Source organism: Desulfitibacter sp. BRH_c19 (genome assembly GCA_001515945.1).
GTDB lineage: Bacteria > Bacillota > DSM-16504 > Desulfitibacterales > Desulfitibacteraceae > Desulfitibacter.
Genome location: LOER01000016.1, coordinates 1 through 18,966 on the forward strand (window position 1 = coordinate 1; position 18,966 = coordinate 18,966).

At 35.9% G+C, this 18,966-nt stretch carries 14 protein-coding genes and 6 tRNA genes; 19 read left to right on the forward strand and 1 reads right to left on the reverse strand.

Annotated elements, in window-relative coordinates; translation table 11 throughout:
* The 19 genes from APF76_03720 (at position 1) to APF76_03810 (ending at position 17,973) form a co-directional block, all read left to right on the forward strand.
* Positions 1–77: transfer RNA gene (locus tag APF76_03720), tRNA-Pro, on the forward strand.
* A gap of 9 nt (positions 78–86) precedes the next feature.
* Positions 87–161: transfer RNA gene (locus APF76_03725), tRNA-Glu, on the forward strand.
* Positions 162–174: 13 nt separating this feature from the next.
* Positions 175–250, forward strand: a tRNA-Val gene (locus APF76_03730).
* A 12-nt stretch (positions 251–262) separates the two neighbouring features.
* Positions 263–339: transfer RNA gene (locus APF76_03735), tRNA-Asp, on the forward strand.
* A 6-nt stretch (positions 340–345) separates the two neighbouring features.
* A tRNA-Thr gene (locus APF76_03740) sits at positions 346–420 on the forward strand.
* Between the two features lie 102 nt (positions 421–522).
* A tRNA-Gln gene (locus tag APF76_03745) sits at positions 523–597 on the forward strand.
* Positions 598–683: 86 nt separating this feature from the next.
* Complete coding sequence (locus tag APF76_03750) at positions 684–1,532, forward strand: hypothetical protein (GenBank protein ID KUO52161.1); 849 nt, start codon at positions 684–686, stop codon at positions 1,530–1,532.
* Between the two features lie 655 nt (positions 1,533–2,187).
* Positions 2,188–2,949 (forward strand): carbon monoxide dehydrogenase, encoded by a 762-nt coding sequence (locus APF76_03755; GenBank protein ID KUO52162.1) that lies wholly within the window; start codon positions 2,188–2,190, stop codon positions 2,947–2,949.
* A 42-nt stretch (positions 2,950–2,991) separates the two neighbouring features.
* Positions 2,992–5,016 carry a carbon monoxide dehydrogenase gene (locus APF76_03760; protein ID KUO52163.1) on the forward strand — a complete coding sequence of 675 codons (2,025 nt, stop codon included), beginning with the start codon at positions 2,992–2,994 and terminating at the stop codon, positions 5,014–5,016.
* 24 nt (positions 5,017–5,040) lie between these two features.
* The gene (locus tag APF76_03765) at positions 5,041–7,239 is read left to right on the forward strand and encodes a bifunctional acetyl-CoA decarbonylase/synthase complex subunit alpha/beta (GenBank protein ID KUO52164.1); all 2,199 of its coding nucleotides are present in this window, start codon (positions 5,041–5,043) and stop codon (positions 7,237–7,239) included.
* 78 nt (positions 7,240–7,317) lie between these two features.
* Positions 7,318–8,655 (forward strand): acetyl-CoA decarbonylase/synthase complex subunit gamma, encoded by a 1,338-nt coding sequence (locus tag APF76_03770; protein ID KUO52165.1) that lies wholly within the window; start codon positions 7,318–7,320, stop codon positions 8,653–8,655.
* 10 nt (positions 8,656–8,665) lie between these two features.
* The gene (locus tag APF76_03775) at positions 8,666–10,570 is read left to right on the forward strand and encodes a ferredoxin (protein KUO52166.1); all 1,905 of its coding nucleotides are present in this window, start codon (positions 8,666–8,668) and stop codon (positions 10,568–10,570) included.
* Positions 10,571–10,597: 27 nt separating this feature from the next.
* Complete coding sequence (locus tag APF76_03780) at positions 10,598–11,359, forward strand: carbon monoxide dehydrogenase (GenBank protein KUO52167.1); 762 nt, start codon at positions 10,598–10,600, stop codon at positions 11,357–11,359.
* A gap of 22 nt (positions 11,360–11,381) precedes the next feature.
* Positions 11,382–12,353: an acetyl-CoA decarbonylase/synthase complex subunit delta gene (locus tag APF76_03785; GenBank protein KUO52168.1), complete on the forward strand. Its 972-nt coding sequence runs from the start codon at positions 11,382–11,384 to the stop codon at positions 12,351–12,353.
* 76 nt (positions 12,354–12,429) lie between these two features.
* The gene (locus APF76_03790; GenBank protein KUO52169.1) at positions 12,430–13,227 is read left to right on the forward strand and encodes a methyltetrahydrofolate--corrinoid methyltransferase; all 798 of its coding nucleotides are present in this window, start codon (positions 12,430–12,432) and stop codon (positions 13,225–13,227) included.
* Between the two features lie 360 nt (positions 13,228–13,587).
* Positions 13,588–15,138 (forward strand): methylenetetrahydrofolate reductase, encoded by a 1,551-nt coding sequence (locus APF76_03795; protein ID KUO52170.1) that lies wholly within the window; start codon positions 13,588–13,590, stop codon positions 15,136–15,138.
* 108 nt (positions 15,139–15,246) lie between these two features.
* Positions 15,247–16,008 carry a hypothetical protein gene (locus APF76_03800; protein KUO52171.1) on the forward strand — a complete coding sequence of 254 codons (762 nt, stop codon included), beginning with the start codon at positions 15,247–15,249 and terminating at the stop codon, positions 16,006–16,008.
* A 313-nt stretch (positions 16,009–16,321) separates the two neighbouring features.
* Positions 16,322–16,807 (forward strand): AsnC family transcriptional regulator, encoded by a 486-nt coding sequence (locus APF76_03805; GenBank protein ID KUO52172.1) that lies wholly within the window; start codon positions 16,322–16,324, stop codon positions 16,805–16,807.
* Entirely contained in the window at positions 16,804–17,973 is a 1,170-nt protein-coding gene (locus APF76_03810) for an aromatic amino acid aminotransferase (GenBank protein ID KUO52173.1), read from the forward strand. The genes APF76_03805 and APF76_03810 overlap by 4 nt, the downstream gene beginning before the upstream one ends.
* Positions 17,974–18,019: 46 nt before the next feature.
* On the opposite strand, the gene APF76_03815 is transcribed toward APF76_03810, so the two are convergent.
* Positions 18,020–18,859 carry a hypothetical protein gene (locus APF76_03815; protein ID KUO52174.1) on the reverse strand — a complete coding sequence of 280 codons (840 nt, stop codon included), beginning with the start codon at positions 18,857–18,859 and terminating at the stop codon, positions 18,020–18,022.
* Between the last annotated feature and the right edge of the window lie 107 nt (positions 18,860–18,966).

Consider the following 18,966-nt stretch of genomic DNA (forward strand, 5'->3'; position numbering starts at 1 on the left):
CGGGGCGTAGCGCAGTTTGGTAGCGCACATGGTTTGGGACCATGGGGTCGAAGGTTCAAATCCTTTCGCCCCGACCATTTTAATAAGGCCCGTTGGTCAAGCGGTTAAGACACCGCCCTTTCACGGCGGTAACAGGGGTTCAAGTCCCCTACGGGTCACCATTTATGTTAATGAGGGCGATTAGCTCAGTTGGGAGAGCGCCTGCCTTACAAGCAGGATGTCGGCGGTTCAAGCCCGTCATTGCCCACCATATAGTTTTATTGGAGTTGTGGTGTAGTGGTCTAACATATCGGCCTGTCACGCCGAGGATCGCGGGTTCGACTCCCGTCAACTCCGCCATTATTTGCCGACGTAGCTCAACGGTAGAGCAGCTGACTTGTAATCAGCAGGTTGCGGGTTCAATTCCCATCGTCGGCTCCATAGATAAGTTTATTTAACAGCGAAGTTTCGCTGTTTTTTTATTTATTTAAAAACTTGTATAGAATAATAACTAATTACACAACATTATATATATCCTAATAATGGGGTGTAGCCAAGTGGTAAGGCAGCGGTCTTTGGAATCGCCATTCGTAGGTTCAAATCCTGCCACCCCAGCCAAATAATTTTACCTCCATTTATCCACTTTCATGAAGAGTTATAGCAACTAATATGATATAATTAGTTGAAATGGGAGGAGGATAAATATGCCAAAAATAAAAATTGTAACTGATTCTACTGCATACATTAAGAATGAAGACTTGAAAAACCTCAACGTAACTGTAGTTCCATTAAGTGTAACTTTAGATAATGACCACTTCAAAGAAAATTTGAAATCTCATGAAGATTTTTTTATTCAGCTTAAGAAATCAAAAGGCTTTCCAACCACATCCCAACCTTCCGTAGGTGATTTCCATACAGCGTATACTGAGATACTAAAAGAATATGATGAAATTATTTCAATACATATATCTGAGATGATTAGTGGTACCATACATTCTGCCAATACAGCTGCTTCAGAGATAGAATCAAACAAAATTCATGTTTTTGATTCAGCAACTACTGCAACAGTCTTAGAAGACATGGTACTAACTGCAGTAGAAATGGTAAAGTTAGGATATTCAAAAGTTGAAATAATAAATAAGCTCAGTTATATAAAAGAGAATAATAAGCTATTATTTATTGTTGATAATCTTAAATATCTACAGAAGGGTGGTAGAATTGGTAAAGCTGGATCAATCTTAGGAACCATACTAAACATTAAACCAATTCTTTATATAGATGGGCAAGTTGGATTGTTTGATAAAGTAAGGACACGTAAAAAAGCATTATTAAGAATAATTTCAGAATTAGAAGCAATGGCTGATAAATATGGGGGTATAAACAATCTTAAGGTAACCCTTATTCAAGTCTATAATAGAGAAGGCCTCATTAAACTAGAAGAGCTTTTAAAAGAAAAGTGGCCAGAGCTTGAATTTAACACTTATAGCTGTGGCCCGGTCATAGGATCACACGTTGGACCAGGTGGATTAGGCCTAGCATTTAGACCAAAGTAGATAAATAGATACTTTTCAGGAAAAGACCTAGGTTCTATTAATAAAACGTAGGTCTTTTATGTTGCTTTATATATGAATTTTCAGAATAAATTTTCATCTATTTTTAATTATTTTTATCTTTGAAAGGAGATGTCTTTGTGATATAATGCACATAGAGAATGTGATAAATTGCACAATGTAGGCATCTCTAAAATTTATAAGATAAACTGTCAGGTTTTCATGTAAATGGAAGCAAATTAGTGGTACAAAGTATTTTTAGTGTGGTACAAGGATTTTTGTGAGTTATGTAGAATATTAAAAAGATAATGAAATCATCTGATTTTTTTATTTCAACTTATAAGAATAACTGTTTTTTTAGAAAGCAGGTAAAATCCTATTGCTTCTATGGTTTTTTTGGCTTCTTTATATTCTTATAAGGGAAAACTTATTTTCTTGAAGAATTAGCTAGGTGTAAAGGATTAGCAATGTTAATCCTTGTTATAAAAAAAACAAATAGGGAGGCATGTGTATAGAATACAAAAGAATAGTAAGTATTTCCATATGCATTTTTCTATAATTTACACTAAATATATACTAGTTTACTAGAAGTGTTTTTAGATATCATCAACATAAAAATTCATGTAAAGTCCAGGTAGAAAGATGGGGTGTAGTAATAATGAAAATCGCAGTTTCTGGTAAAGGTGGAGTTGGAAAAACAACTATTTCCGCTGGTTTAACTAAATTCTTTTTAAATAAGGGGTATAAAGTATTTGCTGTAGATGCTGATCCTGATGTTAGTTTAGGAACAATATTAGGAATTGACGATAATTCTGTAGAAGGACTTAAACCAATTGTAGAGATGCGAGAGGTTATATCAAAAAAATGCGGTGGTGATGGAGCATTTTTTCCATTAGATCCTCAAGTAGACGATATTTTAGAGGATTACATCATCCAAAAAGGTAATCTTTTCTTTTTGAAGATGGGTGCAGTTAAACAGGGTGGTTCATCCTGTTACTGCAGAGAGAACACTATCCTAAATGCTTTGGTCAATTCCTTACTTATTAAACATAAAGAAATTGTGTTGCTTGATATGGGTGCAGGTATAGAGCATTTAACTAGAGGAACCTCTGGTGGAGTAGATATAATGTTAATTGTTACAGAAGCCAGTAAGGTTAGTGTTAATACCGCTCTAATTGTAAAGAAACTAGCACAGGAATTAGGTGTTCAGCACATTAATTTTATTGGTAATAAAATCAGAACTGAAAAAGAAAAGGTATTTTTGAAATCAGCATTACCAGCACATGAAATCTTAGGTTTTGTGGAATTTAATGAAGAAGTACTAGACTTAGCAATGGAATTTCACCCTTTAGACAAGAGTAGTGCAGCCAGCCTTGATCTTGAAGCAATTGGAAGCGAGATCCTGGCCAGAAACAGCTGATTATCAATTTTATTATAAATTTTATATCAGGGAGGTATAAATATGCCAAGATTTAGGGATGTAGATCACACATGTAGGCCTTCTGATGCAGACAGAGTTAAAAATAGGAAAGTACGCGAACGTACAATTGATCCTGCTGCATTAGAATTATTGGAAGTTGCAAAAGAAAATAATATAGAAACAACGTTTGACAGGTTTATAGCCCAACAACCCCAATGTAAATTTGGTTATGAAGGTCTTTGTTGCAAATTTTGTATGAAAGGTCCATGTCGCATAAAAGCTCTTGAAGGACCTGGAAGTAGAGGTATTTGTGGAGCTTCTGCATGGACTATAGCTGCAAGAAACGTTGGTCTGATGATTATTACAGGAGCAGCTTCCCACTCAGAGCATGCTAACCATATTGCAATGGCTTTATTAGAGTACGCAGAAGGTAAAGCCTCAGATTATTCAATAAAGGACCCAGAAAAGCTTCGAGCAGTAGCTGTAAGACTTGATGTAGATGTTGAAGGAAAAAATGATAAGGAAATTGCGCATGAAATCGCCAAGATATCAATAGAAGATTTAAGCAGGCTTAAAAACATGGGAGAATCTACTTGGTTAACCAAGAGCTCCATTCCAGAACGTGTTGAAAAGTTTAGGCAATGTAATGTTGTTCCGCATGGAATTCATGCAACTATTTCTGATCTTTGTACACAAGCCCATGTTGGCATGGATAATGATCCTGTTAATATAGTTTTTAGTGCAATAAGGGTTGCACTTTCAGATGCTGCAGGTGAAATAATGGCAACAGAAATCTCTGACGCATTATTTGGAACTCCAAAACCAGTTGTAACTGAAGCTAATATGGGTGTTCTAGATAAAGATAAAGTAAACTTTGTAGTACATGGTCACAATCCACTTTTAAGTGATATTCTCGTCACAACTGCTAGGGAAATGGAACATGAAGCTATTAAAGCTGGCGCAAAAGGACTTAATATAGTTGGTATGTGCTGTACTGGTAATGAAATATTAATGCGACAAGGTATACCAATCTTAACCTCCTATACTTCCCAAGAACTAGCAATAGTAACAGGTGTATGTGATGCTATGGTGGTCGATGTTCAGTGCATCATGCCAACCATTCAAAAGATAGCTGAATGTTATAGTACAAAGATCATTACTACATCAGATATTGTTAAAATACCAGGTTCTATGCATATTGATTATCAGGTTGAAAGTGCTACAAAGAACGCAAAAGAATGTATCAGAATTGCTATTGAAGCTTTTAAAGCTAGAAAAGAATCAAATCAACCAGTAAAAATCCCTAATCATAAAACAAAAATAGTGTCAGGCTTTAGTTTGGAAGCATTAATGGATTTATTTGCAACAGTAAATTCAGAAAATCCCATTAAGTATTTAAACAATGCTATTATTAATGGTCAGCTAAAAGGCGTAATACTAATGGCTGGTTGTAATAACACCAAATCATATCAAGATGAGAACCATATCACCATCATAAAAGAGATGTTGAAAAATGATGTTTTAGTTTTGACAACTGGCTGTGCAACTTATGCAACATCAAAATTTGGTTTGATGGACCCTGATAGAGTTGATGAGTTCTGTGGTGAAGGACTTAAAAAGTTTATCCATGCAATTGAAGAAAAATCGGAACTATCAACAAAGCTACCTCCAACCTTCCATGTAGGTTCTTGTGTAGATAATTCGAGAGCATACCAATTAATGATGAAAATGGCAGAAGATTTGGGTGTAGACACTCCAAAGGTTCCTTTTGTAGCTTCAGCTCCTGAGGCAATGAGTGGTAAGGCAACTGCAATTGGTTCCTGGCTTGTTGCTGGCGGATGGCCAACTCATGTCGGTTCTATGCCTCCTGTTGAAGGAAGTGACCTTTTATATAGCATACTAACTCAAGTTGCTGGGGATGTTTATGGCGGTTATTTTATGTTTGAAATGGATCCTGAAATAGGAGCACAGAAACTTTTAAGTGCTTTGGAATATAGAAATTGGAAATTAAAGATACACATGCAAAAAGCAGAAGAGTTTCAAACTCCACTCTGTCAAAACTATTAATCATGTGGAAAGGAGGAATATATAATGTCTAATAAATTAAATTTTGATTCAATATATGATAATGTAATTGAAGAAGGGAAAGAGCCAAAGGTATTGTTTAGAGAGGTCTATCATGGTGCAATTACTGCAACCAGCTATGCAGAAATTAGACTCAATCAAGCAATTAGAAGATATGGTGAGGATTATCAAATAAGCTATCCAGATACAGCATATTCTTTGCCAGTAATTAGATGTTGGACTGGAGAAGAAATCACCCAACTTGGAGAATTGGTTCCAGTTTTAAATAGCGCTAGAAGTCTTTTAAATGAAAATCTAACTTTTGAAAATTCACGAAATGCAGGTCGAGCAACATGGGTAGCAGCAGAAATTATTGAAGCTGTTAACTACATCGGACATACTAGAGAAGAACCACTCTTTGTTGAGCCTTGGACTGGATTTATTGGAGATCCTGTTGTTAGGAAATATGGAATTAAGATGGTTGACTGGACTATACCTGGTGAGGCAGTTATCATTGGTAGAGCAAAGGATAGTCAATCGGCAAAAATGATTGTTGATGATTTAATGGGAAAAGGAATGATGCTTTTTCTATGTGATGAATTCATTGAGCAATTAATGGAAGAAAATGTTAAACTCGGAATCGACTATATTGCATTCCCAGTCGGTAATTTCACACAGGTGGTACATGCAGCTAATTATGCATTAAGAGCTGGTATGATGTTTGGTGGAATTAAACCTGGCTTATTAGAAGAACAAAGAGATTATCAACACCGCCGTATTAAGGCATTTATATTATATTTAGGCGAGCATGATATGGTAAAAACTGCAGCCGCCATGGGCGCAATTTATACTGGTTTTCCAGTAATTACGGATCAAGAGTTGCCTGAGGATAAACAAATCAAAGATTGGTTTATTTCACAACCTGACTATAACAAAATTGTTCAGACAGCAATGGAAGCAAGAGGTATAAAGGTTGTAAAAACTAAAATTGACCTGCCAGTTAATTTTGGTCCAGCCTTTGAAGGTGAGACTATCCGTAAAAATGATATGTATGTTGAAATGGGTGGAGGTAAAACAACATCCTTTGAATTAGTTCAATCAGTATCTGAAGATGAAATTGAAGATGGCAAGATTGAAGTTATTGGACCTGAACTTAGCGATATTGAAGAAGGTGCACGAATTCCTTTGGGTATTATGGTAGATATCTATGGACGTAAAATGCAGACGGATTTTGAAGGTGTTCTTGAAAGAAGAATCCACGACTTCATTAACTATGGTGAAGGTTTGTGGCATACCGCTCAGAGGGATATAAACTGGTTAAGAATAAGTAAAGATGCTAAAGCTAAAGATGTCAAATTTAAGCACTATGGTGATATCTTAATTACTAAGTTCAAGGCTGATTTTCCAGCTATTGTTGATAGAGTTCAAGTTACAATAATTACCGACCCAGCAATCGTTGAAGAAAAAGTACAAATTGCTAAAGCTAAATATAAAGAAAGAGACGACAGAATGAGAGGTTTAACTGACGATAAGGTCGAAGAATTCTATTCATGTACTTTATGTCAGTCCTTTGCTCCTAACCATGTCTGTATTGTTACTCCTGAAAGGGTAGGATTATGTGGTGCTGTTAGCTGGTTGGATGGTAGGGCAGCCTATGAAATTGACAGTACTGGTCCTAATCAACCAATTCCCAAGGGAACTGCTATTAATGATATGAAGGGTGAATGGAAGAGTTGTAATGACTTTATGTTTACAACTTCTAACAGAACAATCGATAGTGTCTGCATGTATACTTTGATGGAAAAACCAATGACTTCATGTGGTTGTTTCGAAGCTATCATGGCAATACTTCCTGAAGCTAATGGAATTATGATTACAATGCGCGAGCATACTGGAGATACCCCATGTGGTATGACATTCTCAACTTTAGCTGGTATGGTTGGTGGTGGTGTTCAAACACCAGGTTTCATGGGTATAGGTAAGAGCTATATTGTTAGTAGAAAATTCATAACTGCTGATGGTGGATTACAGCGAATTGTTTGGATGCCTAAAGCATTAAAAGAATTCTTAAGAGATGATTTAATTAAGAGAAGTGTAGAAGATGGTCTTGGTGAAGATTTCATTGACAAGATAGCCGATGAAACAATCGGAACTACTTCAGATGAGATACTACCATTCCTTGAAGAGAAAGGCCATCCAGCATTAACTATGGATCCATTATTTTAATATCAATTTTGGGTGCCGTTTTTTGCGGCACCCAATAAAAATAAAAATGTCTTATTCAATTAAGAAAGGGGATCAGTTATGGGCTTAACAGGTTTGGAAATTTACAAACAACTGCCAAAAAAGAACTGCGGAGAATGTGGACCTCCAACTTGCTTAGCATTTGCGATGAATCTTGCAAGTGGGAAAGCAGCATTGGATTCATGTCCATATGTTACTGATGCAGCAAAGGAAGCTTTAGAATCAGCGGCAGCTCCTCCAATTGCTTTAGTTAAAGCTGGTACTGGGGATTATGTTGTTGAAATGGGTGACGAAACAGAATTATTCCGTCACGATAAAAAGTTTTATCATGAAGCTGCATATGCTATTAAAGTTAGTGATAGTTTATCAGAGGAAGAAATTAGCGAGAAAGTTAAAAAAGTAAACAACCTAGTTATTGAAAGAGTTGGGATGCAGTATAAATCCCAGTTTGTTGCTATCGACAATCAATCAGGTAGTGCTGATGCTTTTGTAAAAGCTGTAGAGATTGCAAATAGTATCACAGATATGCCTCTAGTACTAATATCTACTGATGTTCCTGCTGTTGCAAAAGCATTGGAAATAGTAGCTGACAAAAAGCCTCTTGTTTATGCAGCTACAGAAGACAACTATGAAGAAATGACTAAGCTAGCTAAAGACAAAGATGTTCCTCTAGCTGTATATGCAGAAGGCTTAGATGCTTTAGCCGAGCTAGTTCAGAAGGTTGTTAACTTAGGACATAAGCAACTTGTTCTAGATCCTGGAAGCAAAGATTTATCACAAACCATTGCAAATTTAGTACAGATTCGCCGTCAGGCTATTAAGAAGAAATTCAGACCATTTGGATATCCCATAATGGCGTTCACTCAAGCAACTGACCCATTAGAAGAAGTTGTTGAGGCCGTGGCTCTAACAGGGAGATATGCAAGTATAGTTGTGATGGATACAACTGACCCAGCTCACATGGCACCACTAATGTCCTGGAGACAAAACCTATATACAGATCCACAAGTTCCAATCCAAGTTGAAGAAAAAATATATGCTGTTGGAGATGTAAATGAGAATTCACCTGTTTATGTTACAACTAACTTCTCATTATCATTCTATACTGTTCAAGGTGAAGTTGAATCTAGTAAGATTCCTTCATATATCATACCAATCAATACAGATGGAACATCAGTATTAACTGCATATTCAGCTGGTAAATATGAGCCAGAGCAAATAGCTGCAGTTCTTAAAAAGGTTGGTATTGAAGATAAAGTAAGCCATAGGAACGTTGTAATTCCTGGCCTAGTTGCTGTTGTAAGTGGTAAGCTCGAAGATTCATCGGGTTGGAAAGTAATTGTTGGTCCGAGGGAAGCTTCTGGTATACCATCATTTGCAAAAAGTCAATTTGCGTAGGAGTGATTAAATGAAATACTCGGTGACCTTTCTTCCAGATCAAATCACAATTGAATTAGAAGCAGGCAAAACTTTAATCCAAGCTGCAAATTATGCAGGTATAGGAATAAAGAGTTCATGTGGTAGTGAAGGCACCTGTGGGCGTTGTAAGATAAGAGTAATTGAAGGAAATTATCAATACGACAATAAATTCAACTGTACATTACCAAAAAAGCATAGAGATGCAGGATATGTTTTAGCTTGCAAAACCTTTGTAGAGGATAATATCATTGTTCAAATTCCAACAGAGTCAAGACTTGAAGCTCATCAAGTCTTGATGGACGATAAAGTAGGAATTTTAGCTGAAACAAACATTTCCCTGTTAAATGGATATAATTTAAATCCATTAAGTAAAAAAATTAAGCTTTCGATGGATGCTCCAAATTTAACCGAGATTATTAGTGACTTATCCCGATTAGAGACTGAATTAGCTAAGCAATTTGGAATAAAGAACCCAAAGATTAGTTTGCCAGTTCTATCACAAATGGCAGAGAACTTAAGAAAGGGTAACTGGCAGGTTACATTAACATTAGCCTTGAACGGTAAAGACTACGAAATAATCAGAATAGATCCTGGTCATGACGACAAGTCTTGCTATGGGCTAGCAATTGATATTGGCACTACTACTGTTGTAGTCAGTTTGGTTGATCTGGAGAATGGAAGATCTATTGATAAAATGGGAACATATAATCGTCAAGCTAAGCTAGGTGATGACGTTGTTTCTAGAATGATACACAGCTCATCTGAAGAAAATGGGTTACAGGAACTTCAATCTCTGGTAATTAAAACAATAAATGAATTAACATCTAAGTTGTTAGAAAAACATCATCTAACTTCTGATGAAATATGTATTATGGTTACTTCTGGCAACACAACTATGACCCATCTCTTACTTGGTTTACATCCAAAGTATATTAGACTTGAACCTTATGTTCCTACTGCTACCTTCGCTCCAATAGTGAAGGGTAAGGATCTGGGGTTACAGATGAATCCAGAAGGTCTAGTATATAGCTTTCCCGCTGTAGCAAGCTATGTAGGTGGAGATATCGTGTCTGGAGCTCTGGTAACTAAAATATCAAACAAAGAGGAACTTACTCTTTTCATTGATATTGGTACTAATGGAGAAATTGTCTTAGGCAACCAGGATTGGCTTATAAGCTGTGCTTGTTCTGCCGGACCTGCTTTTGAAGGTGGTGGCATAACTCATGGCACAAGAGCTATGAAGGGTGCCATTGAAAGGGTCGAGATAGACAACGAAACATTTGAAGTTAAGGTAAATACAATAGAATCTGGTAAAGCAATTGGCATATGTGGTTCAGGCTTGATAGACTGTATTGCTAAAATGCATCAGGTTGGTATAATTGACAGGACAGGTACTTTTCAAGATACAGAATCCCAAAGAGTACAGATTACACATGATGATAAGCTTTTTGTACTTGTATGGAAAGGGGAATCTGGTATTGGGAAAGATGTGTATATATCTGAAAATGATATCAAAAACATTATCAGGTCCAAAGGAGCTGTTTTTGCTGGTATTCAAAGTCTATTAAAAACACTTCAGTTGGAAATTGAGTTGATTGATAAGATTTTGATTGCTGGTGGTTTTGGTAATTATCTTAACATTCCTGATGCTGTTAGACTTGGATTGCTACCGGATTTACCCCTTGAAAAATATGAATTTGTAGGGAATACATCTTTAAAAGGTGCCGAGTTGGCATTGATATCCCAAGAGTCCTGGAAGCAGGCTGAAAATATTGGGAAAATGATGACATACTTAGAGCTTTCAGTAGGTAATTTATTTATGGATGAGTTTATGCAAGCTCTATTTTTACCTCATACTGACTTAAGATTATTTCCTTCAGTTGAATTACGTTAATAAAGATAATAAGGTAGGTGACCAGTAGTGACTGTAACAATCGCTGTAGCAGGAAAGGGTGGAACCGGAAAAACGACATTTGCCGCATTGGTTATAAAAAGCCTTTTGCAAGGAAAAAATCCTAGTATTTTAGCCCTGGATGCAGATCCTAATTCAAACTTAAATGAGGCTTTAGGCTTGGAGGTGGAAAAAGCGATTTCTGAGATTTTAGAGGCTACCAAGGACCCAAAGGCAGTACCTGAGGGTATGTCTAAGCACATGTTTATTGAATATATGCTATCACAAGCTATCATTGAAACAAAAAACATTGATCTGCTAGTTATGGGAGGCCCACAAGGTCCTGGTTGTTATTGTTATCCTAATGATATTCTAAAGGGCAACATGGACAAACTTGCTCCAAACTACGATTATGTGGTTGTAGATAATGAAGCAGGATTGGAGCATATAAGTAGGGGTACTGTAAAAAAGGTTAACCATTTATTTGTTATTAGTGATGGTTCAGTTAGGGGAATTAGGTCAGCAGCAAGAGTTAGAGAGTTGATAGAAGCACTCAAAAACGAAATAGATAATGTCTATCTTGTTATAACCAAAATCTCTAATGAAGAGCAATTAGATACCATAATGCCAGAAATCCAAAAGACGGGATTGAATTTTATTGGTTACATCCCAATGGATGAACAAGTTGTGGAATATGATCTGCATGCTCGAGCTTTGTTCGACTTGCCTGATGATAGTAAAGCAGTTGAGTCCGTTAAAGACATTCTCAATAAAACAGTTTTAAATAATTAACCTTTGGAAAGGAGAGAAGTTTATGGCAGTAGCAATTTTAAAAGATAGAAACACTTCTAAGGTTATCGAAGTGACACTCGGAGCTACCAAAGAACAGGGTGGTACACGTTCCCATACAATTACTGTTGGTGGAGATTCTGCATTACCTTTCCATCACTTTGAAGGTGAGTTTCCAAACAAACCAGTAGTAGCTATGGAAGTTCAAGACATGGTTCCTAAATGGAGTGCTAGTCTAACAAAAGAATTAAGTGATGTATGGGGTGACCCTGCTGCGTGGGCACAAAAGTGTGTAGAGGAATATGGAGCTGACTTGATATATCTTAAGTTAGATGGAGCTCATCCTGATGAGGCTGACCATTCTCCAGAAAAATGTGCTGAAATTGTTAAAAAGGTTCTAGCAGCTGTTAGTGTACCATTAATCGTTGCAGGTTGTGGGGTTGAAGAAAAAGACAATGAAGTATTACCAGCTGTAGCGGAGGCTGCTGCAGGTGAGAACCTTCTACTTGGTTTTGCTGAACAAGAGAATTATAAAACTTTAACAGCTGCATGTATGGTTCACAAACATACTATTATCGCTCGCTCACCTCTAGATATAAATATTTGCAAGCAGTTAAACATCTTAATCTCTGAAATGAACCTACCTACTTCTAGGATTATTATTGACCCAACGATAGGTGCTTTGGGATATGGGATAGAGTATGCATACTCTATCCTCGAGAGAGCTAGATTAGGTGCTTTGCAAGGAGATAAAATGCTTGGAATGCCTATTATTGCAACTGCAGGTTTCGAATCATGGAAGACAAAAGAAGCTATCGCTCCTACTGAAGATTACCCTGAGTGGGGAGATGTAGAAGATAGAGGTGTCTTATGGGAAACTGTAACCGCAACTTCTTTATTACAATCAGGTGTTCACATTTTATTACTCAGACACCCTAAATCAGTTCAGTTAGTCAAGAAGAGTATAGATCAGTTAATGAAGGTAAATAAGTTATAAGTAATCTTAGGTTTTTGCTGCAGTATCTAAGGTGCTGCAGCAAAAATTAATATTATAGTTAGATAGGAGGTCAATTATGTTAATTATAGGCGAAAGAATTAATGGCATGTTTACAGACATAAAAAAGGCAATCCAGGAAAAGGATCCTAAAACAGTTCAAGAATGGGCTAAAAGGCAGGAAGAAGGTGGAGCTCATTATTTAGATATTAACGTGGGACCTGGTTCTGCTGACAGAATAGGTGCAATGAAATGGTTAGTAGAAGTAACTCAGGAAGCTTCTAGTCTTCCATTATGCTTAGACTCAACGGATTTCAAAGCAATTGAAGAGGGTTTGAAGCTCTGTAAAAAACCTGCTATTATTAACTCAACTTCAGCGCAAAGAGAGAAACTTGAAATCTCTTTCCCATTAGCCGTTAAATACAATGCATCAATTATTGGTTTAACAATGGATAAAAAAGGTATTCCCAAAGACTCAGATTCAAGATTAGCAATTGCAATGGAATTGGTAGCTGCTGCTGATGAATTCGGTTTGCCAATGGAAAACTTAATTATTGATCCACTAATCCTTCCAGCAAACGTAGCCCAAGATCATGCTCCAGAGGTGCTATATACTTTACAGCAAATAAAAATGCTCGCTAACCCAGCTCCAAGGACTGTTTTAGGGTTATCTAATGTTTCTCAGAATTGTGCTGATAGACATTTAATCAACCGCGTATACTTGGCAATGGCAATGGCTTCAGGTTTAGATATGGCCATTGCTGATGCTAATGACGATGCGTTGATGGAAGTTGCAGCTACAGGTGAAATCTTATTAAATCAAAACATCTACTGTGACTCTTATGTAAAACAATACAGAAACAGAAATCAGTCATAGTAAGCCTAATATAAGCAATTAATAGGCTAGACCATTAGGCCTAGCCTATTTTTTACTTTTGAAAACTTTTTAGATATAATACCTCTAGAATATGCACTCGTTTTTAATCTGACATTAGAACACTTTACTTCTTCAGAGTGCTGCTAATTTTTTTGTATTAATAAATAATTTTTATTTTATTAATAAACAATCTATAAAAGACTACAAGAACATACCAGAAATTATATGAATTCCTCCTGAAAAGATGGTTGTCTATAACCTGTATTTCAGTTAATATATACTAAGTACTATTTTGAATTATTATAAATTTTCTAATAATAGTTATATTTACTAACTTTAAAACCTGTGGGGGTGTAAAATATGGAGAATCGCTTTAAAGAATCATTATTAGACAAAAATACCGTGTCAATAACTTGGGAAGTAGTTCCAGGTAGAGGGGCAAGAGAAAAAGCACAAGAAGTAGCCATGGAGGCTGCTGAAATAGCGGCCAAAAGTGGTAAAATTCATGCAATTACAATTACTGATATGCCTGGTGGTAATCCTGCAATTTTAGCAGATACTCTCGGAATGGAAATGCTAGAGTTAGGTATTGAACCACTAGTACACTTTACTTGTAAGGATAAGAACCGGAATCAAATGGAAAGTCAATTATACTCTTTAGATAGAGCAGGAGTTCGTAACCTTTTGGTAATGACAGGGGATTATCCTGTTTCCGGTTTTAAGGGAAGACCTAAGCCTGTGTTTGATTTAGATCCTATTCATACAGTCAAGCTAATTTCAGATATGAATAAAGGACTTGAGGTTCAGGGATTTAAAGGAATGCTTCAGCATGCTAAAAGTGACTTTTTTAGTGGAGTAGCTGTATCACCATTTAAAGCTACTGAAGCTGAACAAATGGCACAATATTTTAAGTTAAAAAAGAAGATAGCTGCAGGCGGTAATTTTGTTGTTACGAATCTTGGTTATGATGCTAGAAAGTTTCATGAAGTAATTCAGTTTATGAAACTTAACAACCTGAATGTACCAATTATTGGTAACTTATATGTTTTACCTTATGGAGCAGCAAGGATTATGAATCAAAACCAGCTTCCAGGATGTGTAGTTACTGATAAACTATTAGCGCAACTTGATGAAGAAAGAAAAGCTCCAGACAAAGGTGTTGGAGCTAGATTATTACGTGCAGCAAAAATGTATGCCTTTATGAAGGGTATGGGCTTTGATGGCATTCATCTAGGAGGCCATAACCTCAAGTTTGAACACGTAGAATATATCATGGAAAAAGGGGAAGAGTTGAGTGCTAATTGGCAAGACTATATTTCTGAATTTGATTTCCCAATGCCTGATGGTTTCTACTATTACGAAAAAGACCCTAATACTGGATTAAATACTGAAAATCCTACTAGCACTAAGGACCGTCCTCTTGATGCACCAGTTGGAGGCGTCTATAGGCTTTCTAGAGTTGTTCACAGCCTAATGTTTGAACCTAATAAAAAATTCTTTGGTATGATGCGTGGAGTTTCAAAGTCTGTAGAAGGTTCCTCAATGGAGAAACTTTATCACGGCCTTGAACATCTAGCAAAAGTTATAATGTATGACTGCAAAGATTGTGGAGATTGTGCTTTGTCAGATTTGGCATACGTTTGCCCAATGTCTCAGTGTCCAAAGAATCAGCGCAACGGAGCCTGTGGTGGTAGTTTTAACGGTTGGTGTGAAGTCCATCCTAATAAGAAAAAATGTATTTATGTAAAAGCTTATTCTAGATTAAAGAACTATGGAGAGCATTCTCAACTAGATGATTACCATGTAGATCCTTGTAATTGGGACTTACACCAAACATCATCTTGGATAAACTTCTATCTAGGAAAAGATCACTCCTCAGATCGCTTAGGAATTAAAAAACCTGAAAAGTAATATATAAGAAAACACCGGGTAACCCGGTGTTTTCTTATATATATGGTATATTCTTGTCCCTTTTAGAATATCTGTTTATAAGGATATTTTTAAAAAAGGGTGATGAAATTGAATGTGAGAAGAAACAAAGAGCTCGAATTAAAAATAGTTAATTTGACAGATCTATTAATACAAAGTGTAATAGAAGCTAGTCTCAAGGACCCTGAAGAAAAGCCATTAGTTTTAGAAGAAGCAGAAGATTTGATTCTTCAGTTGTCTGAATTAATACATGATTTAATTGAAGATGAACAACACTTAGAGTCCATGCTTAGTCAATTAGTTTTTCAAAAATTACCTGGCGACCATATTCTAGAAGGCTTTAAAGATTTTAATGAAGTGCTATCTGCTCTAATTGAAAAAGGTGTCCATAACTATCGAAGTGGCCTAGATGATGATAACTCAGTTGATGAAGCTGAAATCCCCACTAAAGCAAATAAAGATGATATAAACAAGGAAAAAGATATCTATATTAGTAAGATTGATAATGGAATAGAATCGTTATTGAAAGAGGCAACTAGTGGAATAATAGACTTAAAATCTAATGCTGACATTAGGACAGAGGATGATGATTTAGCTAAAGATAGGTTTATCTTAGATATTAAAAAAATATATCCAGATCTTGTAGTCTATAAGAATATAAACTATAAGGGAACAAAATTTCAATACTATATTCCAGAGAGAAAGATAGCAATTGAAATGCATACAAATCCACAGATTTATCAAGGTTTTAAAGGTATTAAAGAGTTTATTTCTGAAAAACAAGGCATTAAAATAATAAAAATACCCACAAAATACACTATTTCTTCCTTGAAAAGCTTAATAAAATTCTAAAAAGTACTAGAGGAAAATTATATTTTCTGTTATAATAAGTGAAAATTAATATCCTTAAATGCAATGATCAGGAAGAAGTAAGTTAGAATTCTTTTCGCAGAGAGCTGGGTATAGTGTAAACCGGTAAAAGAAACTGCTGAATGCCACCTGTGAGCATGAGAACTGAAATAGAAGTAGGTTCTTAACGAAATTTCTCGTTAAAGAAAAAAGTGGGTAAATAGATACTTATTTGCTTATTAGGGTGGTACCGCGGGCTATCTCTCGTCCCTTGACGAAAGATAGTCTTTTTATATTTAAAGGAGGTTAAACATTAATGCGTCAAAGACTATTGAATATCTTGGAAACAAATGGTAAGTTAGAACCTAAACAGATTGCTGCAATGTTAGATTTGAATGAAGATGATGTAAAAACTGAAGTCACAGCTATGGAAAAAGAGGGTATTATACTTCAATATGGAGCTTTAATCAACTGGGATAAGACTGGGAAAAACGATGTAGTAACTGCCCTTATTGATGTTAAGGTTACACCTCAAAGAGATGTTGGTTTTGATGAACTTGCTTCAAAGATTTATAAGTATCCAGAGGTACAATCTCTTTTTTTAATGTCAGGTAGCTATGACTTTTCAGTACAAATTGTTGGTAAAAGCCTTAAGGATGTAGCTGAATTTGTTGGTAAAAAACTTGCAGTAATCGAGGGAATTCAGAGTACTACAACTCATTTTGTTTTGAAGAAATATAAGGTTTCACATGTAATATTAGAAAATAACGAAAAGGATAGACGGCAGGTGATAATTCCATGATTGATAGCAGTCGATTTTTGTGTCAAAGAGTAATGGAAATTCCTCCATCAGGAATAAGAAAGTTTTTTGATTTAGTAGCTAGTACCCCTGGAGTTATTTCTTTGGGGGTGGGTGAGCCTGACTTTGTTACTCCTTGGCATGTAAGAGAAGCGTGTGTGCATTCTTTATCTCAAGGGTATACAATGTATACTTCTAATAAGGGGCTACTAGAATTAAGGGATGAGCTTACTAAGTTCATTTTAAACGAATATTCACTAGAATACTGCCCAGAAAACGAAATACTTGTTACCGTTGGAGCTAGTGAAGGTGTAGATTTGGCAATACGCTCTATAATCGATCCAGGAGATGAAGTTTTAGTTATTGAACCATCTTATGTATCTTATAAACCCTGCGTCACCTTGGCAGGTGGTATTCCAGTAGCTGTTCAAACTGATGAGGAATATTCATTTAAGCTACAACCACATCAAATTAGTAAAGCAATCACACCCAAAACAAAGGCAATTATATTCTGCTATCCAAATAATCCTACTGGTGGAATAATGGATAAATCAGATTTGGAAGCTATTGCAGATATAATAATAGATAATGACTTGCTTGTGATAAGCGATGAAATCTACAGTAAGCTCACATATAGCCAAGATCATGTATCCATTGCCACTCTCCCCGAGATGAGGGAGAGAACAATTGTATTAAATGGTTTCTCTAAAGCACAGGCTATGACAGGTTGGAGAATCGGCTATGCATTTGGACCTGAACCACTCATAGCTTCAATGGTTAAAATACATCAATACACAATGCTCTGTGCTCCGATAATGGGACAAAAAGCTGCACTTGAATCTTTAAAAAATGGAAAAGATCAGATTATAGGAATGTATCACGAATATGATAAAAGAAGGCGTTTGGTTTACAATTCATTTAATGATATTGGACTGCCTTGTTTTGAACCAGAAGGAGCATTTTATATATTTCCAAATATAACCAAAACAGGTTTATCATCCGAGGAGTTTGCTGAAGAATTATTAAACGAGGAGAAGGTAGCCGTTGTTCCTGGAACTGCATTTGGTTTGGGCGGTGAAGGTCACATTCGATGTTCTTATGCCTCTTCTATAGCAAATCTTGTGGAAGCTATGAAACGTATAGAGACATTTGTTAAAAACAGAATATAATTATGAAAAACTTTAGGCATAAAAAATAAGCGAAACCGTTGTTCGCTTATTTTTTTCCTTCTAGATAAAGGGATTTTACTAAAACATTTATACTTAAAACATTAATTGCTGTCATATATTCAATATTGCTTAAAATGATCTTTTGTATATCCTTGATCATAGATGGAATATTATTAATTCCATGTTCTACTATTACGTCAATGTTTATAATAATTCCTTCAGCAAATGTTTGAGTGTCAATTTTAGTTAGTTTTACAGGAAAAGTGAATTTCTCAAGAGAATATTTTACAATATCTTTTAGAACTGGATTAGAAATAAAGAATTTTCCTAAATAGTTAAAAGTTGGGCGTACTACTGTTTGCTCTAAGTGTATGGGTTTTAGAGGATTACTTCCCCTTATCGGTTTATGAAATAAAATTTTAAAAGGTTGAATCATTAAACCAGAAAACTTGGGCTTGACAGCAAGCGTGGGAGCAGGGACAACATGGGTTCCAAATCTTTTCCTACGACTATAAGCTTGTTCAATTTCCTTTTCTGAAGCAATGTCTGTTATATATATTATTTGCTTAGGTACTGATATGCCTAATCTATTCGCAATTCTATTAACCATTTCAAGAGATGTGCCTAAAAGCAAGACTTTCTTAGCTTTTTCATCCATGATTACTTTTTTTACTTCCGCTGAGTGTTCCTCAGATCTAAACAAAGCAGTCTTTATGGCTCCTACCTTTGTTGGCTGTCTTTTCGCAGATATACCCGCTAATATTTGTGAGCCTTTAATTGCTAATCCGTCATCTATTATTATATCTATATTATATTCGTGGGCCACTAACAATGCTCTGTGACTCTTTCCACTTCCGCTTGGTCCCACTAAAGCCAAAACCTCCATTAAGTTATCACCTACTTCTCTTCCTAGTATTGCGGTTAGCATTTATATCTATTATAATACAAACAGTTGGAAATGCAATTTATTCCTTTTAGACAATAGGAGTGTAG